Source organism: Citrobacter sp. Cpo069, from assembly GCF_030332785.1.
Lineage (GTDB): Bacteria > Pseudomonadota > Gammaproteobacteria > Enterobacterales > Enterobacteriaceae > Citrobacter > Citrobacter portucalensis.
Genome location: NZ_JAOWHD010000046.1, coordinates 96,767 through 123,611, shown reverse-complemented (window position 1 = coordinate 123,611; position 26,845 = coordinate 96,767). Strand labels below are relative to the sequence as shown.

Sequence of the window (26,845 nt, the reverse complement as noted above, 5' to 3'; positions counted from 1 at the left end):
TGCTCGCAGCGTGGGCCGGATAAAACGCATTGCGTCGCCATCCAGCCCACGTTGAGATTTACTTACAGGGTAATCGTCAGCACATCCGCATCCGGCGTGACAACCGTTCCCCACTCACTGCCCACAGATGAGCCGCCCTTCACGCCGCTAACCTGCGTAATATTACGCAGACACAGCGTCCAGTTGCGCGCTTCGCCACTTCCTTGCACGGTGATGGTATTACCCGTGCGCGTCGCCTTCAGCGTGAAGATAACCGAACCGTCAGCCGCCGGGACTTCACAAATCGCCTCCCGACCCTCCTGCAGATGGAACAGCTGGAACGCCGTCCCTTCGTGCCAGGCGTAGTCCGGCTTCTGGTTGTTGCAGCCCAGCGCCAGCAGTGTATTGTCGCGCACATAAACCGGCATACTCAGGAAGTCATGCTGCTGCTTATGCCAACGGCTGCCCACCACCTCGTCGTTACGCCACAGATGCGTCCAGCGTCCTTCCGGCAGATAGAACTGCACATCACCCGCCTCGCTAAACACCGGCGCAACCATCACGCTATCGCCCAGCATGTACTGGCGGTCGAGATAATCACATGCCGGATCGTCCGGGAACTCCAGCATCATTGCGCGCATCATCGGCGTTCCGAGTTCATTGGCGCGCGCCGCTTCGCGATACAGGTATGGCATCATGCGGCATTTTTGCTCAGTGAAGTAGCGCACCACATCGCAGGATTCATCATCGTACGCCCATGGAACACGGTAGGATTTACTACCGTGCAGGCGGCTGTGGCTGGAGAGCAACCCAAACGCACACCAGCGCTTGTAGACGTGCGCCGGGGCGGTATTCTCAAAGCCGCCAATATCGTGACTCCAGAAGCCAAAGCCGGACAGGCCGATGGACAACCCGCCACGCAGGCTTTCGGCCATCGATTCATAGTTGGCATAGCAGTCACCGCCCCAGTGCACCGGAAACTGCTGCGCGCCGACCGAGGCCGAACGGGCGAACAGCACGGCCTCTTCTTCACCGACGGTCTCTTTCAGCACGTTCCATACCAGTTCGTTGTAGATGTACGCATAATGGTTGTGCATTTTCTGCGGATCGGCACCGTCAAACCACTTAACGTCAGTAGGAATGCGTTCGCCAAAGTCAGTTTTGAAGCAGTCAACGCCGATATCCACCAGACCTTTCAGCTTGTTGGCATACCACTCGCAGGCTTCAGGATTGGTAAAGTCATAAATCGCCAGGCCCGGCTGCCATTTATCCCATTGCCACAGGGAGCCGTCCGGGCGCTTGAGCAGATAACCTTTCTCTTTCAGTTCATTGAACAGCGGGGATTTCTGGCCGATATAGGGGTTTATCCATACGCAGACCTTCAGCCCTTTCTCTTTCAGGCGGCGGATCATGCCTTCCGGGTCAGGGAAGGTCACCGGATCCCACTCAAAGTCGCACCACTGGAAGGCTTTCATCCAGAAGCAGTCGAAATGGAAGACGTGCAGCGGCAGATTGCGCTCGGCCATCCCGTCGATAAAACTATTCACCGTCGCTTCATCGTAATTAGTGGTGAACGATGTAGTCAGCCACAAACCGAATGACCAGGCTGGCGGCAGCGCCGGACGACCGGTAAAGCGGGTATAGCGATCCAGCACCGCTTTCGGCGTAGGGCCGTCGATGACGAAATATTCCAGATACTCGCTTTCAACGCTGAACTGCACTTTTGACACTTTCTCAGAGCCAATTTCAAACGACACGCACTGCGGATGGTTTACCAGCACGCCGTAACCACGGTTGGTGAGATAAAACGGGATGTTCTTGTAAGACTGCTCGGTACTGGTGCCGCCATCGCGATTCCATGTTTCCACCGTCTGGCCGTTACGTACCAGCGCAGTAAAGCGCTCGCCCAGACCGTACACCGTTTCGCCAACGCCCAGATCCAGGCGTTCAAACATATAGTTTTTCCCGCTATTGGTGTCCTGCACGTAGCCGTTATTTTTCAGCTGGCTGCCGGTAATACGTTCGCCGTTACGCAGGAAATCCAGCGACCAGAACTCACCTTTAGTGACCCGCACGCTCAAATTTCCGCTTTTCAGTTCGGCAAATTCAGCGGTGTTTTGTATCTCTACATTGACGTCCTGCAGCACGTTCAGCGGATAGTGCGGACCGTTATTCAACGCGCCCTGGAAATGTTCCATACGCACACCCACCACGCCTTCCTGTGGCGAGAAAAAGCGCAGGGTGAAGAGTGGAGTATCCAGTTGCCAGGTACGTTCACGCACATCGCGCGGCGCAACGTAGACAATCATCTCGTTACCCTGTTGCTCGACCTCGAATACCTGAATCGGGTGAGTTAAATTCAGGCCAGGCTGCGTCAGCCAGTTTCCGTCGCTAATTTTCATCGTTGGTTCCTTAGTTCTGTAATTCTTTCGTCGAAAAATCCTGCTGATTGCGGTGCGCACCCTGAGCCAGCTGACTCATGATTTCCGTCAGATACGGCGTTTTCAGGGTATAGAAGCGTTTGGCAATCACGGCACTCAACAGGTAACAAATAGCCGGGACAATCGTGAACAATGCGATAATGATGCTAATGGTGGCGCTGTTCTGGGTTTTCGCTGCGGCATCGTAACCGCCGCCCGCCAGCATCCAGCCGATCATCGCCCCGCCGAGCGCCAGACCCAGCTTGAGCACGAACAGCGTGCCCGCGAAGCTGATCCCCGTCAGACGTTTTCCGTTACACCACTCGCCGTAATCAACGGTGTCGGACATCATCACCCACTGGATTGGCGTCACGAGCTGATGCAGTACGCCAATCACGAAGATGAAGGCGAACATGGTGAGATTTGCGTGCATCGGCACAAAGAACATTGCCAGACTGACGACCGCCAGCAGGGCGTTCGTCCACCAGAAGATGCTGACTTTGCATTTCCAGTCAGTCAGCGGTTTTGCCAGCGCAGAGCCGATAAGATTGCCGACGCAATAGGTGGTGAGGAAGGCGACAAACACTTCCGGGGTACCCAGAATCCAGGTGACGTAATACATCATCGCCCCGCCGCGTACGCAGACGGCAAGGATGTTGAGGATAGTCAGCAGGCCGACGATGCGCCATTGGTCGTTCTGCCAGATGTCGCGCAGGTCTTCACGCATTGAGTTGCTGCTCGGCGGCGCTTCCACACGTTCTTTGGTGGTGAAGAAGCAAAATGCCAGCATCAGGAACGCCACAACCGAGAGCACAGCAATCCCGCCCTGGAAGCCCAGCGCTTTATCTTCACCGCCAATCAGATTCACCAGCGGCATCATCAGCACGGTGGAGAGCATGCCGCCCGCCGTCGCCAGCACAAAGCGCCATGACTGCAGGGAGATACGCTGCGTTGGGTCATTGGTTATCACACCGCCCAGCGCGCAATAGGGAATATTCACCACGGTATAAAGCAGGGTCAGCAGCGTGTAGGTGATTGCGGCATAAATCATTTTGCCGTGCAGGCTGAGATCCGGCGTGCTGTAGGCGAGCACACAGACCAGACCAAATGGCAGAGCGCCAAACAGCACCCACGGGCGGAATTTCCCCCAGCGCGAACGGGTGCGGTCGGCGAGCAGTCCCATGCAAGGGTCTGAGATAGCATCCAGCGCGCGAGCCAGTAAGAACATGGTGCCGACAAAACCGGCCGGGATACCAAAAATATCGGTATAGAAGAACATCATATATAACATAACGTTATCAAAGATGATGTGGCTGGCGGCATCGCCCATGCCGTAGCCAATCTTCTCTTTAACGGACAAAATCTCACTTTTCATTACGCATCCTTGTTAGCACTTTCACACGCACTGATACCGGTTACAGTTCTTGTAAACCATCCCTGTGAGCGCGGGTATTCCGATATCTCGTTATCAAATTACGATTCTTGTTTTCTGTGATCAGAGTAGCGTCAAAAAATGTGTCTAAGTGTAAGTAATGGATTTTGCGGGGATTTATTTGAAACTGGTCATGGTATGGAGAAACGGAAGTTAAAAAAGTGAGTGAGGGGGTGTGGAAACGTTTGGAAGTAGCTATAATGCGCCCCGCCTCCATGTAGCAATCGAGGCGCGGAAGATCGTCATCTCCGGTGAGGTGGCTGGACTTCAAATCCAGTTGGGGCCGCCAGCGGTCCCGGGCAGGTTCGACTCCTGTGATCTTCCGCCAAAATTCTTTTTTAATAGAATTTAAGATCGATCCTATGATAGTTCTTTAGCTAAGCTTAATTTTATATGGCTAGCGTAATTGACTTATTGTCGAATACTCTTCATGTGCTATTTGCATTGCTTGAGAATACCCTTCGGAATCGCTAAATTTAATAAATCCAACTAATAATGCATAAATAGATTCATGATGGTTCTTAAATAAAATTCTGATCGCTCCTCCGGAGTACGCAGAGATTCTAATTTCTCTCAATCCATTTCCATTGGTAAGTGATTCAAATAATGGTTTATTTCCTTGAAAATTTCGACTACAAGCAAGCTTGACTTTAGAAATTATTCGCATTTTATTTTCCTTCGTCTGGTTAAGAAACCAAGAAGATAACTTATCACTCACTATGTGCGGACGAGATACTTCAACCAAAGATAATGCATCAGCAAATAATTCTTGCGCATGTTCCAAACCATGCCTTTCGTTTGCTATGTTTTTAAGGTAAAAAATATCATCAACATAACGACCTTCGTTATCAACTCTAGAAATAGCTATTTCAGAAGAATTCCAGCGCTCATCTATATTTAAACTAAGGAGATATCCTGTAACAACCCATGACAAAGCATAAACATCTGGATAATCATCCATTGCCTCATTATGTATATAAAATTTGTAAGATGCCATTTCTTCAATTTGGTCTTCAGTTAAGTTATCCAATGCAGGACTTTTGTCTTCAACCTCAGCCAAAAACAGGGCTAAATCTTGATCTTCACATTCATCAATAAAATCTTTATAGGCAAATTCTGGTGCAATTAAGAGATCCGAAAGATCACCATCATTAGAATCTAAGTAGAATAGAAAGCGATCCTGACATTGTTGTAATTGTAATACCCCTTGCAATGCATCATTGAATAGTGACACCCCTACATCTTTATTTTCAGCAGGGAAACTATTTTTATTAATACATATTATATGGTCCATATCACTTGGTCTTCCTAGCAAGAAGAGATCGATTTTTAAGTGCTTGATCGAAAAATCCGTTAGGCCAAAAACTTAATTTACCATTTTCATCTAATGAAGGTGAAGTTATTTCTGTATGTCCATCTTCATTTTTGTTGAAATAATTAAATTTCACAAGCTCATGTGATAGATCTTTTTCCTTTACAGCAATACGAATACCATCCATTACATGTTCGCTATGAGTTTCAACTATAATTTGTATGCCATTTGATGCAGCGAGGGCGATCATTTTTCCCATTGCGGTTTGACCTTGCGGATGTAAATGAGCTTCTGGGTTTTCTAATACAAGGAGTACACCAAACTTCTCTTTTTTAATTTCCCAATTAATAACCCATTCCTCTTGCCCTTTACGCTCAGGTAAATAAGCTGATACTCCGAGCGTAGCAGCTATAATAGGAAGTGTGTAGCTTAGCCCAAAACCAACATTTGACGGACGATAGTTATCTATTTCTGCATGAGAAACATCTGCCTTTCTGTTTGTTGTTAGCTTTATCTTTACACCTGGAGAGATTTCTGTAAGCCAACCTTGTAAGACATATTCAAAAGTTTTACCTTCAGAATTTTTGTGAACTAACACATCAGGTAATAAATAACCCAATTCGTTAAGCTTGCTAATAAAATCAAAAGTAAACTGCCCTCTGTCACCTATTTTTGGATATGATTGTAACGAAGTATCAATAGGTAAAAAAGCTTGAGGACCTAATCTATCAGCGCCAACATAGACTAACTCAGGGCAAAATTGTGGTTCTGAACATATATGATCTGATAGAATCATACTACTAACATTTTTATTTTCATCCTGAAAAGAAAATTCAATTTTTTCACTAGCACTTACAAAATCTGATCTTAAGTTTGTCACATCGCCATGGCCTGTTAGCAAAGGTGACATACCCTCATGTTTTTCCGAAAACATTCTTATTGCTTGGATGACAGAGCTTTTTCCACTATTATTTAGGCCAGACAAAATAGTCAGATTCCCCAGTGGAATACTGATATCAACCAATGATTTGAACGCTTTTATATGAATATTAGTTATCATTGCACTCCCTCATTTATACAAGAATTGACTATTTCCTTAATTTCTCTATAACTATCTAAGACACCTTTCTGGGTCGAAGAATGTCGACTAATAGCATTATTAAAGTCCGTATCAAATAACAGCCTTTGGTAATTAGTAATAAGTATATTTTTATTTTTGTCAAGCTTATCGAATTCATCTACTTTTAACTCAGATAAAATATTCCCCCAAACTTCAAAAAGAGATTTATTTATCGGGCTTTTCCTGTAATCACCCGGTAACGATTTTCTAAATGCATGCCCATCAAAAAGCTTTTCAGCTCGTTTCATTGAAACCTCAAATCTATTGACAACATCATCAATGGACTTAACTTTTAACTTGATATTTTCATTAATTTGAAATATCTTTTTCACTTCACAATCTTCAGGGTTCGGATATAAATTAATTAAGCGCATCATATTACTGAGCCAATTATCCATACCTTGTTTATAATAACCGCGGTCAAGAATCATGAAAGAAAGCATTCTAAGTATCAATTCGCTCGCTCCCATACGACTATCATCTAATTTTTTCCCTACGGCTTGCTTAAAATATATATTTTGCACAAGACGTTGCAGTAATTTAGATGATTCCCCCTCATATAATGCATGTCTAATTTCTTGTGCTGTTAACGGCATACCCCCAGTATTAATACGTTTGAAAATATTACGTTTTACGGCTTCCGGTGTTCCAGGATTAATTACTGTAAAACGCATTTCAGTTTCATAAATATCGTTCACTAGTTTTTGAGCAGAAGGATCAACCTCAATTGCTTTAAAGGTTTTCCCTTCAAACTTATCATTCAAAAACTCTAAATTTTTAAGTCTAAGTAGCACGCCATTCTTATCACCTATTATAAAATCACGAATAGTTGAAAGGCGTTGTAAACCATCAACAACCTCCCAATTCCCTTCTTCATCTGCGGCAACATAAAACATTGGCAATGGTATATTTAGCATTAATGATTCGATCAAACGACTTTTTCTTGTTATATCCCACACCTCTTTTCTTTGAAAAGATGGAGATAATTGGATTGAGCCTTGTTTGAGTCTACGAATAATGACATCCATAGGAATAACTTTTTGTTGAATAGAAATCTCCTCAGGATTAAATGGTTCCATATGGTCTTCATCATTTTCCGCCTCGATTCCTATTTTTTCACCCGATTCAGAAAGCTCTTCTTTAATTTCATCTTCTTTTTCTTCTTTCATATTAGCCCTCATAAAAAATTCATCTGCTGCTTAGTACTAAATAGTATATATTTGCATATGTGCTTAAGCTAATTTTTTGAAGCGGAAAACTCTTCGATTGTTCAAGATATCATATTTATATTTATCAACTTTTTGGATTAATCCCTCTTTCCCGCAAAGCCTCTCTCGCCAGTTCCTTCAACCAGCTGGCGAGACTCACCCCCTCTTCCGCCGCCACAGCATCCAATTGTTCCTTCAATGCCGGATCAATACGCATTTTGAACTGCGGTGATTGACCGCCGCCTTTTGGTTTTTTTTCGCGCGATATGATTGACATAGGGCCACCTATCCAACTATCTTAATCATATAGGAGGCCACCTAAAAGCCTTCTACACTAGCAACGCCCCGATGTGCGGGAACACAGCCGGAGCGTCTAACCTCACCAACTATCAAGGAGTTGATTATGGCTGATTCGCATTCTACCCCAGACACCGACCAATCCGGAACCGAACGTTCGGTAATTGTGGGATATCGCCCGAATGTTTTCGACAAATCCACACCCAAAATTATTCTTTCCGGCAAGTGGCTACGCGAAGCGGGGTTTGATACCGGCCAACAGATTACCGTAAAAGTGATGAATGGTTGTATCGTCCTGATGGTCTATGGCGAGCAAGAACAACGGTTGCAGGATGAGTTGAAAGAGGCACATCAGAGGTTGAACAGAATTGAGAGCACGCTGGCGACTCTCCAGTGAAGCACGGCTGAACCTGTAAGCGTTACTTACAGGTTCAGTTGGTGCCGGATGGCGCTAACGCTTATCCGGCCTACTCAACTGAAATGAATTTGGCAGAAAATGAACTATCCGGAAATTCCAGATAGTTCATCGGGAAGGAAAAGATCAGATTTCGGGATCAATAAATAGCTCTCTCGAATCGCGTAAGTAACACTTACATGCTCACCTGGTGCCGGATAGCGCTAACGCTTACCCCGGATGACGATTCCCACAAAATAAAGCCGCCGATCGGTTAATCAGCGGCTTTTCCATTACTCACTTACATCAGAAATTATATTTTACGCCGAGCATACCGCGGGTATCGCTGTAGCCTTTGTCGCCAACCTGTTGGGCCACGTTGCTCCATACGTTGAGGCGCGGAGTGATTTGACCTTCAACGCCGACTTTCAGCTCGCCGATGTTTTTGGTGCCGCGCATGTCGTTGCTCACATCGTCCATCTTCACGCTGGTCGTCTGTGTGTTGTGGATCCAGTTGGCTTCAACAAACGGCTGGAACTCGCGAGATTTACCGTCGTCGATGGCGTTGTGACCATTAATAAAGGCTTTCACGCCCAGACGAGTCATCAGGTTGCCATCGGTGTTGTCCTTCACGCGGGTACCGTTCGCTTCGCGGTGACTGTCGGCTTGCACGTCCATCCATACCACCTGCGCTTTCGGTTGCAGCCAGTAGCTGTTGCGCTCGCTTTCACCCAGTTTGAAACTGTAACCGGCTTCAACCGAAGCGGTTATCCCGCTGGATTTGTATTTCTCTGCTGCCTGCTCCTGGCCCATCACTTTGTTATCAAACCAGTTATACAGCGCCCAGGTATCTACGTAGGTGCCGGTCTTGTCGGCGTCATTGGCATACCATGTGCCGTACAACCCCACACTGTAACCGGTGACCTGGCCACGTGAATGGTAGCCGGTCAGGCTGGACTGCGTGCGGTTCTGGCTGTTGGCATAACCGGCCATCGCGCCGAGGTGCCAGCGGTCAAGACCGTCGCTACTCCACTGCGCCAGGTCGCCGCCTAGCTGCATCACATAGCTGTTGCTTTGGGTTTTCAACTGCCCGCTACCGTCTTTGAAGCGGGTATGCGCCCCAACGTTACGCATCCACAGGCTGGTAACTTTCTTCTCGCCTGTCAGCATATCGACGTACTGCGTTTCACCCAGACGATCGTGCAGTCGGGTCATAAACAGCGTGTTAGCCGCATAGTTGTTCGCCAGATAACTGCCTGCTTCCGGACGGTATTGCTGCTCAGTGACAGGAGGCGCAACAGGTTCTTCCGGCTCAGGGATAATCGGGTCTACAGGATCGACCGGGTCTGGATCAATAGGGTCAACCGGGTCCGGATCAACAGGGTCAGGGTCATGCGGATCGACGGGGTCCGGGTCTTCCGGATCCGGCGGAGCAGGAATAAAGCTGGTCAGATACCAATTACTGCCTTTCTGCACCACGTTATAGTCGTACGCACCGGCAACAATACGGCCCGCTTTCTCAAAAGTACCGTCAGAATTACCGGCCACTTCGATGATCTCAATACCTTCAATGGTCTGCGCCCCGGTTCCGCCAATGTTATTCACCGCCACAAACGCATTACCCGCAGTGTTGCCGAGCACTTTCAGCTTGTCGGTTTCGGAGGTATCGTCATTCAGGACAGTATTGAAAACCAGTTTGCCGCCGTTCCCGGTAAAATCTTCATTGATGGTAAGCGTCTGCCACGGTTCGCCGTCAGCATGCCCAAAGTTCACCACTGACCCGCCGTTCAGCGTCAGGTCGGTGAGCGTTGAGCTGTTAGTCATGTTCCAGGTCGCGTCGCTCATTTGCAGCGAGATAACGCCCGTCCCGGCAGTGGCGCTGGTGATGTATGACGCCCCGCTCCACAACGAGTTGTCGGTCATGTTGAGCTTAATGGTACTGTTTTGCTGCGGCAGGCTGCTGGTTGCAGCAGTCGCGCCAGCGGCATGAAGATCGCCGTCGATAAGAAAACGCCCGCCAGTAGAACCGTCTACGATGCCGCCCGTTTCAGTGCTGATGGCATAACTTTCGTTGCTGTGATCGCCCGCCATGGTAATGGCGGCACCGCCTTCCAGGTTTATCGCCCCGCGTGAAGTCGCATACAGGCCGCGTGGCGCTTTGCTGTATGACGCCGCTTTCGCCGAACTGTTCACGTTGATCGTTGCGTTTTCACCGAGATTCACGGTCGCGTTGGTGGAATAAACCGCATGAGCGCTGACGCCGTTGACCGTAATCGTCGCGTTGTTGCCCAGTTCCGTTTTGGACGATGAGGCGGCATAAATCCCCGTTGAAGAAGCACCCGAAGTCTCGATGGTGGCGTCATTGCCAAGCAGTATCGAGGAACCGCTCTGCCCGGTGCGAAGACCCTCTGAACTGTCACCGATCGTCACAATGTGTGCCCGGTCGCCGACCACAATTGTATTTTTGGCCTGCGTGGCGTCTTTCATCGCGTTTGCTGTGATACCACGTCCCTGGGAACCGGTGGTTTGAATATACAGATCGTCGCCGACGTAAATGCTGGCCGAGCCCTTCCAACCCTGGCTATAGGAGTTGTAACCGGCATTAATCCCGTCACCATCCTGACCGTCCACATAAATGCTGGTGCGATCCCCGGTGATGATAAAGACCGGGTTATCCGGCGTATTGGCCCCGTGCGTGCGGATACCGTCAACATCTTTACCATTATTGGCGGCATTCTTCGACTGCGTGCGAATCGTCAGGTCATCCCCAAAAATAACGCCCGGACTACCCGTTGTACTGTTCTGAATAACGGTAACAGAGTGCTCAAAAGCTTCAGCGCCGGGTCCATTAATCGTTAATCCATTGCCATAAACGGGAATAGTGCCCGCACTCCATTGATAAACATAATTCGGCATGGCGCTGGTTTTAGCGAAACTGGCATTTGCCTGCGCTGGAATTATTGCCTGCAATTCCGGGGGCAGACTGCTAACCAGTCCGGTGGAGGGTAGACTATCAACGTCAACCCATGCCGCTTGAGCTGAAAATACCATAGAGGTTAATGCGGCTGAAACCGCTATGGCAATACGAGAATAAGATTTGGGATTTGGCATATTAGCCTCCTGCTTTCAGGCGTAGAGCGTCCACCACATCGCAAGGATGTGAAAATAATAAAACTCAAAAATACGTTATAAAATATTCGACAATATTTGATGAATACTATGGCCTAACTTATCTTCAAGCCTGAGCTTGTAGACATATATTTTCTTAATATCGATATTATCTATTTTGGTAATTTGCTGAATACTTTTCCCTGACACAAAACGCTTCAGTAATATCATTTCAGTATAGTTAAGTGAGCGTCCACGTTTGCTGTTAGCGAGATGACCAGTAAAGAGTCGCCTAATTTTCTGATGTTGAACTTCGTCATCATCATCAGAATATATAATCCCTTGTATTTTATTGCTTTTGGATAGCCAGTAATTGGCTAACGGCGCCAGGTTCCTGTCTGCTATCAACACAATATGCATACCGCTGTAGGCAAGCCGGTCAACCCATTGCGGGTCGGCAAACAAGCGCAGATTCGGGAAAGAAAAGTCCACAAAAATAAACCCACGCGACAAATGGTTTTGATTATTAAGAAGAAGCTTTTCAATAATTCCTTTTTGCAGAAAGCCATTCCCCTCAGGCCAGATCGCAAATGCGGCACGGTGACAGTAACTGGCACGAACCGCAGTATCCGGAAATAATTGACAGGATAATTCACAGCTTATGCAACGAACAGTCTGTGACGGTGATCTCTTCATCAAAAATGACTCCTGTTATTTTTCCATAAATATTTCATTGGTAAACAAATGTGTCAATCCAACACGTAGTACGTTCCTTGTCAGCTAATAACAGTGGCGCTAATAAAATGTAATAAACTCCTGATGCACTAATATGTATGGTCTGTGAGTAATACGATTGCGCTAAGCTTATTTACGCTTTATCTCAGAATAACAACCTATGCATTAGGAATTTTATGCATAAATTCAGATTCCAGGATAAACAGTAAAAAAGCACTATTTGCTAAAAAATAACCTGCGTAAAAGTTACTTACTAATTACGTAATTCTGATAACTCAATCACCCTTGTCATGTTGTGGACAAATATAAAGATAATTCAGATAAAACTGTAATGAATTCTCATTATTTAACCTTAGTTAATTCTCACCTAAGAAATAATATCGCTAACATATTGTATTTAAAGATGTTTTAATAAATTGGTGAAATTCTTATCTTCGTTCATGAACAAAGAGTGAGGCGCATTTTCGATTTGGATGTAAAATTTAAAGGATGCGTTAGCACACGCTGTGATTCGTTTTGGTTACTGAGGGCTGGGCAATTGTACCTTATCAATCAGTTGGTCGAATTTAATCCTGATAGCAAAAGTCTGGTCAATCGTCAGACCGGGCGAGCAATTCAGCTCCAGCTCCCTGCCTCGCTCTGTTTTCTCTATTTAATTACTCACGCAAGTGACATTGTTTCCCAGAACACGTTGATGACAATTGGTTGGGGTGAAAGAAATAATGTGACCACCACCAACACATTTTACCAGGCTATTCTGACGCTACGAAACGCGCTGGCGGACGTGGGGTTGCCTCGTGATACGGTGAAAACTATTTCCCGACGCGGGCTCAGATTAAATGAGAATACGCAAGTAGAGACAATAACGCTTCAACAGAGTGAAGTTTCCCCGCCGCCGGTTATTGAAGAAATCCCCCCCGCAAAGATAATTCCTTCGACACCACAACAAACGACGCAGATACCCTGGTTTGAGGTTTTATTTAGCGCCAGTGTCGTGATTGCCACGTTGATCATCTGGCTGGTGTGGTATCAAACGCGCCCTGTTATGCCGTTTAGTAAATTTGTCCAGGCTTCCATGCAGACCCCATCGCGGCAAAATTGCAAAATCTATTACTCACCAAATGAACACGACCAGCAAGGCTATTTCAATCTGATGCAGTTACATCCCTATCTCTGTGAAAACAACAAGCACGTGTTTCTTACCGGTTACAGCAAAGCGGAAAGGATCGTGGCATTTGTCTGTGATAAAGATGCACGGGTGGATGCTAACGCATTTTGTACTACTCATTATTACTGGATGCGCGGGCAATGAAAAAAACACGCCACCTTATAGTGCTCGTGGCCGGGCTGGTTACTGTGCTCGGTTCAGGCGGATGGTTATGGCATTCACGCTATGCCGACAAACCGCTGAATTGCATCGGTAACATTGAATGGAATATTGGCAGCAACCGCTTTACGGGTACGTTATCGTTTCGGATGTACAACAGTGAAGGCCTGGCCACTATTACCGGCAAACTGTACGGGCGTAATACCTCAGACATTAGCAGGAACATCTATTTTAACTACACCCAAAAGCGCGATGCCCGAGTGCTACAGGCGATGCAGGTCGTCAAAACCTTCGCTGACACCGCTGATGAAGCGGATATTAACGACACATTACCTGGATTTTACCGCCAAAGCGGACGAAGCCTGAGCCTGGTCATGGAGGAGTATAAAGGTGCATGGATTTTTGCCAGCTCCAATGTGCCCTCGCTGTATTGCCGCAAAAGGTAGCGTCATATCCGGAAACAAAAAGTACGGCCCCTCAATGAAATTCACATTTGTCATCATTGACTTACGCGACATGGGTCACTGAATCCACACATAACCCATTGCTATTCTTCATCGCGAATCAGGAAACATCCTGAATATCATAATATCCGTTGCGTAATAATTAAGCGAAATGGGCGTTATATTTTGCCCAGAAGACTTCAACCTACGGATGGATATTTGGAGAAGACGTGGGCAGGGGCGTTTATCTCTCTCGCGAGCAATGTCTGAGCGTTCAGGCGTTATCGCATTTCAGGAAACGGTGTGTTTCCGGTGTATTTTTGGCGTACATATGAGGGATACGTAATGTTTACTTTTAAAAAGTGCCTGATTGCACTTTCTATAAATTTGGCCGTTGTTTCATCAGGTTTTGCTTGTACGACCCTGCTGGTCGGCAACGAAGCATCAGCGGACGGCTCCATGCTGGTCGCCCGTAGCGCAGACAGCGATGCCCTGAAAGCACAGCATTTTGTCATTCATCCGGCAAAGCAAAATCAGACCGGGGTATACAGCACCAAAGCACATAATGGTGCGAATGATTTTACCTGGCCACTGCCGAAAAACTCTCTGCGTTATACCACTGTCCCAAACTGGAAAACCCAACTGCACGGCGCGACCGGATTTAACGAACTGGGTGTCGGCGTGAGCGGTACAGAATCCATTTTTGCCTCACCGAAAGCACTGGCCGCCGACCCGTACGTTGAGGATAAAGGGATCACCGAAGACGATATCCCGGATATTCTGCTGTCACAAAGTAAAACCGCACGTGAAGCTGTGGCGCTGTTGGGCCATATCGTTGAGACCGTCGGCGCAGGCGAAGGTTTTGGCGTTGCCGTCGTCGACGATAACGAGATCTGGTACCTGGAAACCGGTAGCGGCCACCAGTGGATGGCGCAGCGTCTGCCGAATAACCAGTATTTTGCCACCGGTAATCAGGGCCGCTTACAGGATTACGATCCTAAAAGTCCGGACATGATGGCGTCAAAAAACCTGATTCAATTTGCGACTGAAAAAGGGCTGTACGATCCGGCGAAAGACGGTAAATTCAACTTCTCCAAAGCCTATACCCGTGATGACGAGCGTGACCGCACGTATAACGACCCTCGCGTATGGACCATCCAGAAAGAGTTCAATCCTTCCGTAAATCAGGATATGGCCAAAGGGCGCGAATTCCCGGTCTTCATGACGCCAGAGAAGAAAATGACGCTGGATGATGTGAAAGCCGTGTTGCGTAGTCACTATGAAGGGACCAGCCATGACCCATACACCAACGGTCTGAACGGCAAAGAGCCATGGCGTCCGGTCAGCGTTTTCCGTACCTATGAAGCGCACGTTATGCAGGTCCGTCCGTGGTTGCCAAAAGAGATTGGTGAAACGACCTACATTGGCCTGGGCATGGCTGACCTCACCGCCTTCGTTCCGTACTACAGCGGTCTGAAAGCGTATCCGGCTAACTACACGATGGGTACCGATAAAGCGGACGATCAGTCTATCTACTGGAAATATCGTAAATTACAAACGCTGACGATGACCGATTATCCGAAGCTCGCGCCAATCGTCAAAAAAGCCTACAAAGCGTGGGAAGACAAAGTGGCGAAGGAGCAAAAAGAGGTCGAAGCAGAGTATCTGAAGATGGCGAAAACCGATAAACCCGCCGCGGATAAGATGCTGAATGACTTCAACCTGCGCATCATGGCCGACGCCGAGAAGCTGACGGAAGATCTAACCAATCAGCTATTTACCATCCGTACTAAAGACATTCAGTCTGATATTTTCTTTGCGAATGCAACGAAAAAAGACTGAGTAACGACGCGATAGTATTCTGGCGTAAAGCGCTTATTAGCTTTGCGCCAGCATTTCACACCGCGCCTTCACCGCCTCGTGCAGAAGGCGTACCGCGGTTGAAAGCTGCTTCCGATGCGGGCAAATCATATTCAGCGGGACTTTCTCTCCCTGATAATCCGGCATCAGCAGTTGTAATCGACCGTCACGCACATCCTCGCTGACATCCAGCCACGACTTGTACGCCACACCTTCTCCGGCAATCGCCAGGCGCCGGATCACTTCCGCATCGTCACTCATAATGGTGCCGTTAACCTGCACACTGCTGACCTCGCCGTTGCGCGTAAACGTCCAGCGATCGTGCAGGCGGCCGCGTAATACGAAAGTCATGGCGTTGAGCTGTGTTAAATCATCCAGTTTTTGCGGCGCGCCGTTTTGCTCAACCCATTCCGGTGATGCCACCAGCACGCGTCGGTTACCCGCTGCAACGGGCAGCGCAATGTAAGACGCGTCTTCGGTGTTGCCATAGCGAAACGCAACATCGACGGGGTCTTTAAAGACATCCGTTACCTGGTCGGAGAAAAAAATCCGCAGGCGCAGCGCGGGATAGCGGCGTCGAAACGACTGAAAGACCGGCAGCAGCAGGTTACGACCGAGATCGGAAGGCACGGCGATTTGCAACGTGCCTGACACTTCATCTTCCGGGGTCTGAATTTTTTGCAGCCCGGCATGCATTACGTCCAGCATCTGGCGGGCATAGGGTAACCAGACTTCACCTTCTGGCGTCAGGCGCAGGCTGCGCGTGGAGCGGGCGAACAAGCGGATAGCCAACGTAGACTCCAGACGCTTGATAGCAGAACTGACCTGAGCAGGCTGAACGCCGACTTCGCGCGCGGCATCGCTAAAACTATTCAGCGCCGCGGCGCGGACAAACAACGTGAGATCTTCAAGCCGGAACATTTTCACTCCCCGAGTATAAGTCCTGTCGCCATAGGGCTATTTTTCCCGTTCTGTTACCGGTTTACCATCAAATTATATCAACAGATATACCCTAAATAATTCGAGTTGCATGAAGGCAGCAAGAGAGTGAATCTCCAGGAGCATAGCAAACTATGTGACTGGGGTGAGCGAACGTAGCCAACGCACATGCAGCTTGAAGTATGACGGGTATAAACTGATTCCTGTGACCGGAGATAATATGAAAGCCATCGCCATTACCCGCGCCGCGACCGACGGCAATAACATTGAATTTTTACAAGAGATTGACCTGCCCATGCCAGTGGCTACCGGGCACGATCTGCTGGTTGAAGTGAAAGCCATTTCCGTCAACCCCGTTGATACCAAGGTCCGCGAAGGTTTTAACGCCGATGTGCCGCGTGTGCTGGGCTGGGATGCCGTTGGCGTGGTGAAATCCGTGGGTGAAGCGGTCACCCTGTTCGCACCCGGCGATGAAGTCTGGTACGCCGGAGCGCTCGGCCGCGCTGGTAGTAACAGTGAGTTTCAGCTGGTTGATGAACGTATTACCGCGCTGAAGCCAAAAACACTGGACAATGCTTCTGCTGCAGCGCTGCCGCTGACCGCCATCACCGCCTGGGAAATGCTGTTCGACCGTCTGGGCGTTGAGGAAAATGGCAATGAAGATGATGTTTTATTGATTGTTGGCGCGGCTGGCGGCGTCGGTTCTATTCTGACGCAACTGGCCAGTAAGCTGACCAAAATGACCGTTATTGGCACCGCATCACGTGCGCAGAGCCAGAAATGGGTACGTGAAGCGGGCGCTCATCATGTGATTGACCACAGCAAGCCATTGACGGAAGAGCTGGCACGGATAGGCATTAAAGAGGTGACGCACGTTGCCAGCCTGAACAATACCGAGCAGCACTATTCGCAAATTATTGCCGCACTGGCGCCGCAGGGCAAACTGGCGCTGATTGACGATCCGCAAACTCTCGATGCGCGCCCGCTGAAGGCCAAAAGCATTTCGCTGCATTGGGAGTTTATGTTTACCCGTTCGATGTTCACAACCCACGACATCATTGCGCAGCATCAGTTACTGACCCGCGTGGCGCAGCTGATCGACGACAGCACCCTTCGTACCACGCTGGGCGAACATTTTGGCGCGATTACCGCGGCAAATCTGCAAAAAGCCCACACGCAAATTGAAACCGGCCGCTCGGTTGGCAAGATCGTGCTGGAGGGGTTTTAACATGTCTGATTCTGACGTGATTTCAATTATTGCGGTACTGAAAGCCAAACCGGGGAAAATCGACGCACTGAAACAGGCGCTACAAGCTCTGCTGCTGCCCACGCGCCGGGAGCCGGGCAATATTGAATATGCCCTGTTCCAGTTACGCGACACGCCGGATGTGTTCTACGTGCGCGAATCCTGGCGCGGTCAGGCCGGTCTGGATGAGCATATCGCTCTGCCACATTTCCAGGCGTTCATTCTACAAATGAACGATCTGCTAGCCGAACCGCTACGGCTGGATTATCTGACGCCGATTGAGCCTTAATGTCTCGACGCTCCCCCGCAGCTATGCGGGGGATTTACATCAGCCATTGCGTCCGGCCATAACACCGCCATCCACATCCCAGATGGCGCCAGTTACCCATTGCGCTTTGTCTGACAACAGGAAGGCGACGGATTCAGCCACATCACGCGGCGTACCAACCCGACCAATCGGATGGAAGCTGTCAAAGCTACTCATCACACCTTGTACGTCTTCTTTCGGGATAAATCCTTCGTAGATAGGTGTATGCACGACTGCTGGCGAAACGGCATTGACGCGGATCCCATTCGCCCCCAGCTCAATGGCCAGATTTTTAGTTAATGCATGCAGGCCCGCTTTTGCCATTGAGTACGCTGAAGAAGGTGTTGCGCCAATTGCCTGTTGTGCCCACATCGAACCAATATTCACAATGGCACCCTGGATGTTAGCCGCCACCATATTACGCACGACATCGCGGGTGATAAAAAACGTCGCGCGGTTGAGGCTCATGTACAGTTCATAATCTTCAACTTCATGATCAGTGAAAGGTTTTGGGAAGAAAACCCCAGCTGCATTTACTAACAGGTTGATGTCTTTGTGCTCAGCATTCACCGTTGCCATCACCTGCTTAACGCCCGCTTCTGACATCAGATCCGCCACAATGACAGAGACGTCACCCAGCTCCGACAACGCCTGACGGGCCCGTTCCGCTTTCTCGGCGCGATTGCCAACCAGCACCACTCGACCACCACCCTGGAGGATCAGTTTTGCGGTTTCAAATCCGATACCACTGGTACCACCCACCACTAACAGTTTTTTGCCGACAAATAATGTGTTCATCGCTAGCCTCGTTTCACGTATTCGTTAATGCGCTAACAATGCCACTACCCTGAGGCGCTGACGAATGAGAAGAAATAGCGATCCGAGAAAGAAAATCTATCTCGATGGCATATACTGAAGATATTCACAAAACGGGAAATGACCTGATGCGCTCGCTTAATCGGCTTAAATGGTTACACGCTTTTGAGGCCACAGCCCGCCACGGCAGTTTTACTGGTGCGGCGCAGGAACTGGGGGTAACTCCGGCTGCCGTTGGGCAACTGGTTCGTGCGCTGGAAGACTGGGTTGGCCACCCGCTGCTGCATCGAACCCGTTCAGGTAAAGAGCGTCTCACGCTGGTCAGCGAAGCACAGGACGCGTTGCGCGAGATAACCCAGGGACTGGATAGTCTGGAATCTGGGCTGAACAAGTTACGCGGTCGGCGAGCGCGCTCGGTGGTGATTATCACGGCCTCTCAGGTACTGGTGATGAACTGGCTAATGAGCCGCCTCAATCGTTTCTCACAAGCGCATGAAAACATAGAATTACGCTTGAACGTGACGGAAAAGCTGATGGATGTTGCTCATGGCGAAGCGGATCTGGGCGTACGTTGCGGTAAAGGCGACTGGCCTGGGGTAAATAAAACCTGGCTGATGGATGAAGAAGCGGTTCTGGTTTGTAGCCCACGTATTGTGCCAGTAGATAAAATATCCTGTGGAGAATGGTTGGCCGCACAGAAGCTTATCCATGATGACACTACCCACCCCGGCGCCAATTTCCCGGGCTGGAATGATGTCCTGACCGCCCCCCAGGCACCTGCCGTTCGCGACAGTGGATTGCACATCAACTCTACCTCTGCAGTGATTCTGGCGGCGCTCAGCGGTCAAGGTGTCGCCATTGTGCGTAGGGCATTGGTGCAGCAGCTACTGACAGACGGACAACTGGTTCAGCTTCATCCCAACACCCGCTGGCCTCTGGCGTGGTCTTACTACATTGTTACGCCACAGCACGCGGTAATGCGCCCGGAGGTAAAAGTCTTTAATGACTGGCTGATTGCGGATGTGCTGGCAGAAATCACAACCATCTCTGCTATGATGCCTGCACACAAATAAAACAAAACAACATGTCGAGGGAAAGATGAGTTCCACCAGAAGAGGGATGATGAACGTCCTGATTGCCGCCGTATTGTGGGGAAGTTCAGGCGTTTGCGCGCAATACATCATGGAGCAAAGCCAGATGTCGTCGCAGTTTTTGACCATGACGCGCCTGATTTTTGCCGGGCTCATTCTGCTGATGCTCTCTTTCGTTCACGGCGACAAAGTGTTCTCCATTATCAAAAACCGCAAAGACGCCATCAGCCTGCTGATTTTTTCCGTGGTTGGGGCGCTCACCGTACAGCTAACCTTTCTGCTGACTATTGAAAAATCCAACGCCGCTACCGCGACGGTGCTGCAATTTTTGTCACCGACCATAATCGTGGCGTGGTTTTCCGTGGTGCGCAAAGCACGACCGGGGATTTTAGTGCTGACTGCGATCTTTACCTCGCTTATCGGCACCTTCTTGCTGGTCACCCACGGTAACCCGACGTCGCTGTCTATCTCACCTGCCGCGCTGTTCTGGGGAATTGCCTCGGCGTTTGCCGCCGCGTTCTACACCACCTACCCCTCAACGCTTATCGCGCGCTACGGCACGCTGCCGGTCGTCGGCTGGAGTATGTTAATCGGCGGCATGATCCTGCTGCCGTTTTATGCCGGACAGGGCACTAATTTCGTGGTGAATGGCAGTTTGATTCTGGCGTTTTTCTATCTGGTGGTCATCGGCACATCGCTGACGTTTAGCCTGTACCTGAAAGGCGCGCAGATGATTGGTGGACCGAAAGCGAGCATTTTAAGCTGCGCGGAACCGTTGAGCAGCGCATTGCTGTCCCTGCTGCTGTTAGGTATTACCTTTACCCTGCCAGACTGGCTGGGCACGCTTTTGATCCTCTCTTCGGTAATACTTATCTCAATGGACTCACGTCGCCGCGCCAGAGCGGTTTAACACCAACCGGCGCGGCAAAAGGTCATGATTACCAGCCCGGAACCGCGCCACCGTTAAAGATAGTTTCTGCCGCCTTCGCCACTTCCGGTGACTGATAAGATTCCAGGAACTCTTTCACATTCTCGGCATCTTTATTGTCTTCTCGCGCCACCAGAATGTTCACATACGGTGAGTTTTTGTCTTCAATAAATACGCTGTCATGTACCGGGGAAAGCCCGGTTTGCTGGATGTAGGTGGTACTGATAATCGCCACATCCACTTTCTGATCGTCCAGCACACGCGGCAACTGCGCACCTTCCAGTTCCATAATTTTCAGATGCCGCGGATTATCAGTAATATCCAACGCTGTTGGCAGCAGGCCGGTATCCGCTTTCAGCGTAATTAACTTCTCTTTTTGCAGCAGCAACAGCGCCCGGCCCAGGTTGGTTGGATCGTTAGGTATCGCAATCGTTGCACCGTCTTTTAGTTCAGCGACAGTTTTGATTTTCTTCGAATAACCAGCCATCGGGAACACAAAGGTATTGCCCACTGCGACCAGCTTATAGCCGTGTGCTTTATTATCTTGTTCAAGGAACGGGCGATGCTGGAAGACGTTGGCATCCAGCTCACCATGATTGGTGGCATCGTTGGGCAACAGAGAACCGCTAAAACCCACCAGTTCAACCTCCAGACCATATTTTTCTTTAGCGACTTTCTTCGCGACCTCCGCCACATCCTGCTCTGCACCGTTAATTACACCCACTTTGATATGCTTTGCATCGCTGCTCTGTTGATCGCATCCTGCCAGCAATAATCCCGCCAGTAATACCGCCGCCCCGGCCCCGAAATAAGGTATCTTCAGCTTCACGTTTTATCCTTTTGCAATAACCGCCTGATGAGTAATGAAATGACTATAGCGGGAAGGCCGCTGCGGTTTAAAAAACGAAAAAGCATCAGCAAGAAGAAAAAAGCATAATGGGGCTAAGATAAATTAGTCGGAAGATACCGTTAGTTCATCAATTGCAAGACCGGTAATGATTAGCACCAGTTCACTATCGATCCCCTTCTCAAGCATGGCATGGGCTATCCGCAACGCTTCGTCCTTTTTTCCCTCGCGTTTGCCTTCGAGTTTGCCCTCTAGCAACCCTGTCCTTCGCCCCGACTCACGTAAGCATTCTGCAATCGTCATTAATCTCTCCTTATGCTGGGGAACGCGCAGGGCAACCTCTCGAATAAACGCCTCAAAACGCGGTGCGCTGCCAGACTGCACCAGGTAATTAAATAGCGTTTCTACCTGACTGTCATTAGTGTGTCCTTTATATACGTTAAAATGCCCGATAGCGCTTACGCTGACCGGGCTGGTGACATGAGGTTATCTGTAGGCCGGATAAGCGAAGTGCCATCCGGCGATAGCAATATCACACCAGGGCTTTGACTATCTCCATCAGCCTGACGATATCTGCAGGCCGGGTATTGCCGGTCTGTGGGTCGATAATCGAGCTATAAACATGCGGCATGACGCGCGGTACTCCCGCCTCCAGACAGGATTGCAGGATAACGCCGAAGTTATCGAGATCGATACCGCCGGTCGGTTCAATCAGCGTCATGCCGTTTCGTGCTGCAGTCGTCGCCAGTGCGTATAGCTCAGGCAGCGACTGTTCACCGCCCATTGGGAAGAACTTCGCCGCATGGGCTCCTGAATCCAACATCATACGGACCGCTGCCTCGCAGGAAACGCGGGCTGGCGTGCCCCGGCTGCTTCTGACGCCGGTCGAGATCAACACGTCCCCCGGCGTGCCAGTGGGACTGACTAACGCGTTGATATGGGTCTGTTCACCGCCCGTTGCCGCCAAGGCGCCTGCCGCAAACCCGCAACCGGTAAAGGTCTGGTTGACGTGTGCTGGATGTACCTGTGAGGCAATCATCGCCGCTTTGTAATACTGCGCCGGGTCACCGGCCCCCAACCCCACAGAAATCGACGGCACGTCGTTCATCCAACGTTTTACTTCCAGAACTCCTTCCTCAACCGAGGAAAACTGCGCCGAAAGAATGCCAATCACCGCGTGGCCTTCGGCAGCATCATAGATTTCCCGCGCATTGGCGATATCCTTCGCCAGCACGTTAATAGCCACTTTATTACGATAAAAATTAATGTGCTGCATGTTCTGCAATCTCCTTTAATCGGGCCACGATCAGCGCCATTTCCCCTTCTGCGACCGTACGCGGGTCAAGACTAAAGACGCCCTGATGAAGGTTGTAACGGCGAGCGTAGATCGCGATATCGCCCTCACGCAGGTGCGCTTCTACAGCGTAAGCATCCATTCCCAGCACCTGCGCATTCACCCGAATACGAATCCGCCAGATATCGCGTCCGGCCTCATCCTGCTCGATATCCGCATCCAGTCCGCGAATCTCTGAAATCGCCTGCGCCACGGGGCGGAGCTCTTCGGTGGTGACTACGGTTTGTCCCTGATGGTAGTTTTCCAGGGCATACACCAACCCAACCATATTCTCTTTGCCGATTTTCATCGCCCGGGCAATCCCGTGGTGCTGCGCTTTACACGCGGCAATCCACTGTTTCTTCCCGGTGATAAATCCGGAGGTCGGCGCGTTAAAAGCTTTTGCCCCGCTGTAGACCACCATATCCGCCCCGCTCGCCACCCATGCGTGTAAATCCTCCTCGGCGGCAGCATCGACAATCAGCGGCAGGTTGTGAACCTGCGCGATCTGCACAAAATCCGCAATGCTCAACATCCCCTTCTGCACGCAGTGGTGCGATTTCACGTACAGCAGCGCGGCGGTGCTATCGGTAATCGCGCTCTCCAGCTGCCAGCGGGCCGCCAGATTACTTGAGCCAACCTCCACCACCCTCCCGCCGCCCAAACGGATGGCGCTGGTGATAGGCGCACCGTAGTCAACGTTATGCCCGCGCAGCATGACCACTTCATTGGCCATACCTGCGCTGTCCGGCATCAGCGAGACTCGCGCCTGGTCACCACGGGTAATGGCGGCGGCAACAGCGATAGCAATGCCCGCCGATGCACAGGAGGTGACATAGCTGTCTTCAGCCCCGGTGTAGCGGGAAACCAGTTCTCCAGTTCTGTCCACCAGCCGATCAATTTCAACAAAGGCTGAAGCAGCCCGCGCGGTGGCCTGCATTACTTCCGGCGCTACGCTGGAAACCCCCAGAATCGTCATCTTGCCGCAGGCGTTAATGACCTGTTTTAGCCCCAATTGTTGGTAGATATTCTGTGTCATGGCTTACAGCACTCCCAGCAGCGAACAGACCACGCTGAGCGCGACAATCGACAGTAAAATCGTGGTGTAACGCGGCCCTTTCTTCACCAGATAGAAATAGATGGCGAACACCGCCGCCAGCGGCAACAGGCCGGGGGCAATAGAGTCGAGGATTTGCTGGACCACCACTTCAGAGCCTTTCAGGGCGCTAAGTTTTAACGGCGTGGTGATCTTGACGTAGCTTGCAGAAAGCGCGCCCATCATGATCAAACCCAGCACGTTAGCGCCGTAGATAAGTTCCTTTATTCGCCCTCCCTGCAGCAGCCCAATTATCGAGTCACGCCCCAGCGTATAGCCTTTGTGAACCATGCCATAGCTGATTGCCAGCGTAATAGCAGGATAGAGAATTAACGGTACAATTCCGCCCATCGCGCTGCCATTCGCCGCAAACGGGATGAATATAGCAATTAACAGCGGCATCACGGCGGCCCAGATGATGGAGTCCCCCATCCCGGCCAGTGGTCCCATCAGCCCGGTTTTAATCCCGGTAATTGAGGCGTCGCTGATCGGCTCGCCGCGGGTTTTCTGTTCCTCCATCGCAATGGAGATCCCCTGAATCACCGCCCCGAACGTCTGCTCCGAGTTGAAGAAGTTCAAATGGCGTTTCAGCGCTTCAACCTGCTCCTCTTTTTGCGGGTAGAGTTTTTTGATGATCGGCGTCATTGAGGCGCAGAAAATAAGGCTTTGCAAACGTTCATAGGAGCTGGAAACTTCCGCGCCTAGCCAGTAGATAAACCAGGCTTTGGTGATGTCTGCTTTGGTCAACGTGCCGCTTTCACGCGCGCGCTCCACCAGTTCATGCTGCATTACATCGCTGCTCATCATGCTGCTCCTTCATTTTTCGCCAGACCTTTAATGAGGAAGGCCACACAGGTACCAAAGATTGCCATCGCCATGATGTCTACCTTCAGGTACAGCACCGCAAAGAAACCGCCGATAAACCATGGCAGCAGGCTCTTTTTACCGATCACCATAATGGTGATGGCGAAGCCCAGCGCCGGCAGAATGCCGCCCATAATTTCAAAGGAGTGCGTCAGCCAATGCGGCATCAGCTTAAGGAAGCTTTCCACAACGTCCTGACCAAAATAGTTGGCGGCGAAGACCACCGGGAAACGCAGTACCAGTCCGAGCAACGCCGGGTAGAGGAACGCACAGCGCATAATGCCCGCCATGTTTGCCGTTTCCGCATGCTTGTCGGCCATATGTACCCATGCCGCGTTTAGCGTGCGGCGCAACTGGTCGAGGAACACGCCGATAACGCCAAACGGGATCGCCAGTGCGATAGCCAGGTTCGGGTCCATTCCGGCCTTCACGGCGATAGGAATTGAAATGCAGGCAGCCAGCGCCGGATCCGACGGGACGTTGCCGCCTGGCGTGGAGGTCACGCCGAGATAAACCAGCTGCATACCCGCACCGATGATCATCGCCGTTTCCATGTTGCCTAACAGCAGACCAACGAATACGGCAATCACCACTGGCTGTAGCAGCATGGCGGAGAAGGTGTAGCCAAGGCGTAATCGGGCAAACCAGTAATACAACCCCATCAGGCTTGCGAAGACTAAAGTATCCATAATTAAGTACCCTGTTATCAAAGAATTAGAATTTTTTCAGGATATCGTCCAGCGACTGCGGCTTATCTTCCGGGATAGTCTGGAAGAACACCTGAATCCCACGATTTTTCAGGTCGCTCAGAATGCCGACGTCTTTTTCATCCAACGTAATGTTCTGGAATACCGCTTTGCGGTTTGGCCCACCGCCCAGCCCACCGACCTGAATGGTGGTGACATCAAAACCCAACTGGACCGCTTCCTGAACCGCCGCCAGAGAGGGGAAAAGCACCAGCACTTTGCCGTCACCAAGCTGGTTTTCTTTCCAGGCAGCCGCAAAACTTTGGTTACCGAAACAATCCACTTTGATGTTCGGCGGCGCGGCCATCAGGTAGATGTTTTTCATAAACGGATCGGCATCCAGCTCATCGCTGACCACTGCAATCCGGTTTGCCTGAGATTGCCCAACCCATTTGGTCACCACTTGTCCATGAATCAGACGGCTATCGATACGACATAAAACGATGTTTGCCATGATGTTTATTCCTTATTGTGATTGTTGTAATTGACGTACGTGGGCAACAACGTCCAGGCAGCTACTACGCCCAGCCTCGACCAGATCGGCCACGCAGGTGGTCAGTTGGCCATGCTCGCGTTTGTCGAGCGCCTCCAGTAACAAAGAGGCGTTGAGCCCTGAAATCACTGCCACTGGGTAATCGGCGCTCAGCCGTGCCGCCACGTTAGACGTGGTGCCGCCAATAAAATCAGTCAGGATCAGTGAGCCTTCCGGCATAGTTTTCACTACGGCTTCGACGCGCTGATAAAATTCGCCGAGCGTATCAACGGGCATTAGCGGAATTTCCGTCACGCCTTTGATTTCACCCATCACCATGCGCAGGCTGTTGCAAAGCTGTTGCCCCCAGCCGCCATGGGTCAGCAGCAGGATCTGGGGCAAGGATTCAGTGGTAGTCAAAATGGCCTCCTGGCTCGATTACATAGACATAGGTAAACAGAGCAAAGGCTGTGCCAGAATTTGTGTCACGCGGGGGAGTTATGGATGCCGACGGGGCGCAAAGCC

The 26,845-nt window shown here is 50.1% G+C and carries 25 protein-coding genes, 1 tRNA gene and 1 pseudogene; 9 read left to right on the top strand and 18 right to left on the bottom strand.

Features of this window, described 5'->3' with window-relative positions; translation table 11 throughout:
• Positions 1–62: 62 nt before the first annotated feature.
• Complete coding sequence (yicI, locus tag OGY08_RS10200) at positions 63–2,381, bottom strand: alpha-xylosidase (protein WP_125363677.1); 2,319 nt, start codon at positions 2,379–2,381, stop codon at positions 63–65.
• A 10-nt stretch (positions 2,382–2,391) separates the two neighbouring features.
• Positions 2,392–3,774 (bottom strand): glycoside-pentoside-hexuronide family transporter, encoded by a 1,383-nt coding sequence (locus tag OGY08_RS10195; RefSeq protein WP_079934359.1) that lies wholly within the window; start codon positions 3,772–3,774, stop codon positions 2,392–2,394.
• A gap of 290 nt (positions 3,775–4,064) precedes the next feature.
• Between OGY08_RS10195 and OGY08_RS10190 the strand changes: the two genes are divergently transcribed.
• Positions 4,065–4,159 (top strand) — tRNA-Sec (locus OGY08_RS10190).
• A 69-nt stretch (positions 4,160–4,228) separates the two neighbouring features.
• Here the strand turns inward: OGY08_RS10190 and OGY08_RS10185 are convergent.
• The 4 genes from OGY08_RS10185 to OGY08_RS10170 form a co-directional block, all read right to left on the bottom strand.
• On the bottom strand, positions 4,229–5,125 hold the full coding sequence (locus OGY08_RS10185; protein WP_125363056.1) for a type II toxin-antitoxin system RelE/ParE family toxin: 897 nt from the start codon (positions 5,123–5,125) through the stop codon (positions 4,229–4,231).
• Position 5,126: 1 nt separating this feature from the next.
• Positions 5,127–6,203 (bottom strand): AAA family ATPase, encoded by a 1,077-nt coding sequence (locus tag OGY08_RS10180; RefSeq protein WP_197964486.1) that lies wholly within the window; start codon positions 6,201–6,203, stop codon positions 5,127–5,129.
• Positions 6,200–7,432 (bottom strand): DUF262 domain-containing protein, encoded by a 1,233-nt coding sequence (locus OGY08_RS10175; protein WP_125363058.1) that lies wholly within the window; start codon positions 7,430–7,432, stop codon positions 6,200–6,202. The genes OGY08_RS10180 and OGY08_RS10175 overlap by 4 nt, the downstream gene beginning before the upstream one ends.
• A 124-nt stretch (positions 7,433–7,556) precedes the next feature.
• Entirely contained in the window at positions 7,557–7,748 is a 192-nt protein-coding gene (locus OGY08_RS10170) for a toxin-antitoxin system HicB family antitoxin (protein ID WP_125363059.1), read from the bottom strand.
• Positions 7,749–7,874: 126 nt separating this feature from the next.
• Here OGY08_RS10170 and OGY08_RS10165 point away from each other — a divergent pair, with 126 nt between their 5' ends.
• Positions 7,875–8,165, top strand: a complete 291-nt coding sequence (locus OGY08_RS10165) for a SymE family type I addiction module toxin (protein ID WP_125363060.1) — start codon at positions 7,875–7,877, stop codon at positions 8,163–8,165.
• A gap of 303 nt (positions 8,166–8,468) precedes the next feature.
• On the opposite strand, the gene misL is transcribed toward OGY08_RS10165, so the two are convergent.
• Both misL and OGY08_RS10155 read right to left on the bottom strand, forming a co-directional pair.
• Positions 8,469–11,273 carry an intestinal colonization autotransporter adhesin MisL gene (gene misL / locus OGY08_RS10160; protein WP_125363061.1) on the bottom strand — a complete coding sequence of 935 codons (2,805 nt, stop codon included), beginning with the start codon at positions 11,271–11,273 and terminating at the stop codon, positions 8,469–8,471.
• A gap of 75 nt (positions 11,274–11,348) precedes the next feature.
• A complete protein-coding gene (locus OGY08_RS10155) occupies positions 11,349–11,966 on the bottom strand; it encodes a helix-turn-helix transcriptional regulator (RefSeq protein ID WP_032945410.1) in 618 nt (205 codons plus the stop codon).
• A gap of 577 nt (positions 11,967–12,543) precedes the next feature.
• On the opposite strand from OGY08_RS10155, the gene OGY08_RS10150 reads away from it, so the two are divergent.
• The 3 genes from OGY08_RS10150 to OGY08_RS10140 all read left to right on the top strand — a co-directional run bounded on the left by OGY08_RS10150 (position 12,544) and on the right by OGY08_RS10140 (position 15,617).
• On the top strand, positions 12,544–13,317 hold the full coding sequence (locus OGY08_RS10150; RefSeq protein WP_020996049.1) for a winged helix-turn-helix domain-containing protein: 774 nt from the start codon (positions 12,544–12,546) through the stop codon (positions 13,315–13,317).
• On the top strand, positions 13,314–13,778 hold the full coding sequence (locus OGY08_RS10145; protein ID WP_032945411.1) for a YqeJ family protein: 465 nt from the start codon (positions 13,314–13,316) through the stop codon (positions 13,776–13,778). Before OGY08_RS10150 ends, OGY08_RS10145 begins: the two co-directional genes overlap by 4 nt.
• Positions 13,779–14,120: 342 nt before the next feature.
• Positions 14,121–15,617, top strand: a complete 1,497-nt coding sequence (locus tag OGY08_RS10140) for a C69 family dipeptidase (protein ID WP_032945412.1) — start codon at positions 14,121–14,123, stop codon at positions 15,615–15,617.
• A 36-nt stretch (positions 15,618–15,653) separates the two neighbouring features.
• Here the strand turns inward: OGY08_RS10140 and OGY08_RS10135 are convergent, their stop codons facing one another.
• Positions 15,654–16,556, bottom strand: coding sequence for a LysR family transcriptional regulator (locus OGY08_RS10135; RefSeq protein WP_020996048.1), 903 nt, complete (start codon positions 16,554–16,556; stop codon positions 15,654–15,656).
• A 238-nt stretch (positions 16,557–16,794) separates the two neighbouring features.
• Between OGY08_RS10135 and OGY08_RS10130 the strand changes: the two genes are divergently transcribed.
• Positions 16,795–17,802, top strand: coding sequence for a zinc-binding alcohol dehydrogenase family protein (locus OGY08_RS10130; RefSeq protein WP_125363062.1), 1,008 nt, complete (start codon positions 16,795–16,797; stop codon positions 17,800–17,802).
• A gap of 16 nt (positions 17,803–17,818) precedes the next feature.
• Positions 17,819–18,109: a putative quinol monooxygenase gene (locus OGY08_RS10125; RefSeq protein WP_162623446.1), complete on the top strand. Its 291-nt coding sequence runs from the start codon at positions 17,819–17,821 to the stop codon at positions 18,107–18,109.
• A 39-nt stretch (positions 18,110–18,148) separates the two neighbouring features.
• Here the strand turns inward: OGY08_RS10125 and OGY08_RS10120 are convergent, their stop codons facing one another.
• Positions 18,149–18,925 (bottom strand): SDR family NAD(P)-dependent oxidoreductase, encoded by a 777-nt coding sequence (locus OGY08_RS10120; RefSeq protein ID WP_125363063.1) that lies wholly within the window; start codon positions 18,923–18,925, stop codon positions 18,149–18,151.
• A 146-nt stretch (positions 18,926–19,071) separates the two neighbouring features.
• Here OGY08_RS10120 and OGY08_RS10115 point away from each other — a divergent pair, with 146 nt between their 5' ends.
• Both OGY08_RS10115 and OGY08_RS10110 read left to right on the top strand, forming a co-directional pair.
• A complete protein-coding gene (locus tag OGY08_RS10115) occupies positions 19,072–20,016 on the top strand; it encodes a LysR substrate-binding domain-containing protein (RefSeq protein ID WP_125363089.1) in 945 nt (314 codons plus the stop codon).
• 25 nt (positions 20,017–20,041) lie between these two features.
• The gene (locus tag OGY08_RS10110; RefSeq protein ID WP_003827166.1) at positions 20,042–20,944 is read left to right on the top strand and encodes a carboxylate/amino acid/amine transporter; all 903 of its coding nucleotides are present in this window, start codon (positions 20,042–20,044) and stop codon (positions 20,942–20,944) included.
• Between the two features lie 28 nt (positions 20,945–20,972).
• On the opposite strand, the gene nlpA is transcribed toward OGY08_RS10110, so the two are convergent.
• From nlpA to OGY08_RS10070, 8 genes and pseudogenes are all read right to left on the bottom strand, one after another.
• Positions 20,973–21,791 carry a lipoprotein NlpA gene (gene nlpA / locus OGY08_RS10105; protein WP_125363064.1) on the bottom strand — a complete coding sequence of 273 codons (819 nt, stop codon included), beginning with the start codon at positions 21,789–21,791 and terminating at the stop codon, positions 20,973–20,975.
• A 123-nt stretch (positions 21,792–21,914) separates the two neighbouring features.
• Positions 21,915–22,241: pseudogene (locus OGY08_RS10100) on the bottom strand (Rpn/YhgA-type helix-turn-helix domain-containing protein); the annotation flags it as partial.
• 100 nt (positions 22,242–22,341) lie between these two features.
• On the bottom strand, positions 22,342–23,085 hold the full coding sequence (gene dagF, locus OGY08_RS10095; RefSeq protein ID WP_125363065.1) for a 2-dehydro-3-deoxy-phosphogluconate aldolase: 744 nt from the start codon (positions 23,083–23,085) through the stop codon (positions 22,342–22,344).
• A complete protein-coding gene (gene dgaE / locus OGY08_RS10090) occupies positions 23,072–24,181 on the bottom strand; it encodes a D-glucosaminate-6-phosphate ammonia lyase (protein WP_125363066.1) in 1,110 nt (369 codons plus the stop codon). Before dgaE ends, dagF begins: the two co-directional genes overlap by 14 nt.
• A gap of 3 nt (positions 24,182–24,184) precedes the next feature.
• Positions 24,185–25,045, bottom strand: coding sequence for a PTS system mannose/fructose/sorbose family transporter subunit IID (locus OGY08_RS10085; RefSeq protein WP_005121522.1), 861 nt, complete (start codon positions 25,043–25,045; stop codon positions 24,185–24,187).
• The gene (locus tag OGY08_RS10080) at positions 25,042–25,791 is read right to left on the bottom strand and encodes a PTS mannose/fructose/sorbose/N-acetylgalactosamine transporter subunit IIC (protein ID WP_003023960.1); all 750 of its coding nucleotides are present in this window, start codon (positions 25,789–25,791) and stop codon (positions 25,042–25,044) included. The genes OGY08_RS10085 and OGY08_RS10080 overlap by 4 nt, the downstream gene beginning before the upstream one ends.
• A 25-nt stretch (positions 25,792–25,816) precedes the next feature.
• Positions 25,817–26,302 carry a PTS sugar transporter subunit IIB gene (locus tag OGY08_RS10075; protein ID WP_003023959.1) on the bottom strand — a complete coding sequence of 162 codons (486 nt, stop codon included), beginning with the start codon at positions 26,300–26,302 and terminating at the stop codon, positions 25,817–25,819.
• 12 nt (positions 26,303–26,314) lie between these two features.
• Positions 26,315–26,740, bottom strand: coding sequence for a PTS sugar transporter subunit IIA (locus tag OGY08_RS10070; protein WP_032945423.1), 426 nt, complete (start codon positions 26,738–26,740; stop codon positions 26,315–26,317).
• Positions 26,741–26,845 lie beyond the last annotated feature (105 nt).

Coding starts and splice junctions, on each gene's coding strand:
- yicI (WP_125363677.1), bottom strand. CDS start 2,381: ATGAAAATTAGCGACGGAAACTGGCTGACGCAGCCTGGCCTGAATTTA.
- OGY08_RS10195 (WP_079934359.1), bottom strand. CDS start 3,774: ATGAAAAGTGAGATTTTGTCCGTTAAAGAGAAGATTGGCTACGGCATG.
- OGY08_RS10185 (WP_125363056.1), bottom strand. CDS start 5,125: ATGGACCATATAATATGTATTAATAAAAATAGTTTCCCTGCTGAAAAT.
- OGY08_RS10180 (WP_197964486.1), bottom strand. CDS start 6,203: ATGATAACTAATATTCATATAAAAGCGTTCAAATCATTGGTTGATATC.
- OGY08_RS10175 (WP_125363058.1), bottom strand. CDS start 7,432: ATGAAAGAAGAAAAAGAAGATGAAATTAAAGAAGAGCTTTCTGAATCG.
- OGY08_RS10170 (WP_125363059.1), bottom strand. CDS start 7,748: ATGTCAATCATATCGCGCGAAAAAAAACCAAAAGGCGGCGGTCAATCA.
- OGY08_RS10165 (WP_125363060.1), top strand. CDS start 7,875: ATGGCTGATTCGCATTCTACCCCAGACACCGACCAATCCGGAACCGAA.
- misL (WP_125363061.1), bottom strand. CDS start 11,273: ATGCCAAATCCCAAATCTTATTCTCGTATTGCCATAGCGGTTTCAGCC.
- OGY08_RS10155 (WP_032945410.1), bottom strand. CDS start 11,966: ATGAAGAGATCACCGTCACAGACTGTTCGTTGCATAAGCTGTGAATTA.
- OGY08_RS10145 (WP_032945411.1), top strand. CDS start 13,314: ATGAAAAAAACACGCCACCTTATAGTGCTCGTGGCCGGGCTGGTTACT.
- OGY08_RS10140 (WP_032945412.1), top strand. CDS start 14,121: ATGTTTACTTTTAAAAAGTGCCTGATTGCACTTTCTATAAATTTGGCC.
- OGY08_RS10135 (WP_020996048.1), bottom strand. CDS start 16,556: ATGTTCCGGCTTGAAGATCTCACGTTGTTTGTCCGCGCCGCGGCGCTG.
- OGY08_RS10130 (WP_125363062.1), top strand. CDS start 16,795: ATGAAAGCCATCGCCATTACCCGCGCCGCGACCGACGGCAATAACATT.
- OGY08_RS10120 (WP_125363063.1), bottom strand. CDS start 18,925: ATGAACACATTATTTGTCGGCAAAAAACTGTTAGTGGTGGGTGGTACC.
- OGY08_RS10115 (WP_125363089.1), top strand. CDS start 19,072: ATGCGCTCGCTTAATCGGCTTAAATGGTTACACGCTTTTGAGGCCACA.
- OGY08_RS10110 (WP_003827166.1), top strand. CDS start 20,042: ATGAGTTCCACCAGAAGAGGGATGATGAACGTCCTGATTGCCGCCGTA.
- dagF (WP_125363065.1), bottom strand. CDS start 23,085: ATGCAGCACATTAATTTTTATCGTAATAAAGTGGCTATTAACGTGCTG.
- dgaE (WP_125363066.1), bottom strand. CDS start 24,181: ATGACACAGAATATCTACCAACAATTGGGGCTAAAACAGGTCATTAAC.
- OGY08_RS10085 (WP_005121522.1), bottom strand. CDS start 25,045: ATGATGAGCAGCGATGTAATGCAGCATGAACTGGTGGAGCGCGCGCGT.
- OGY08_RS10080 (WP_003023960.1), bottom strand. CDS start 25,791: ATGGATACTTTAGTCTTCGCAAGCCTGATGGGGTTGTATTACTGGTTT.
- OGY08_RS10075 (WP_003023959.1), bottom strand. CDS start 26,302: ATGGCAAACATCGTTTTATGTCGTATCGATAGCCGTCTGATTCATGGA.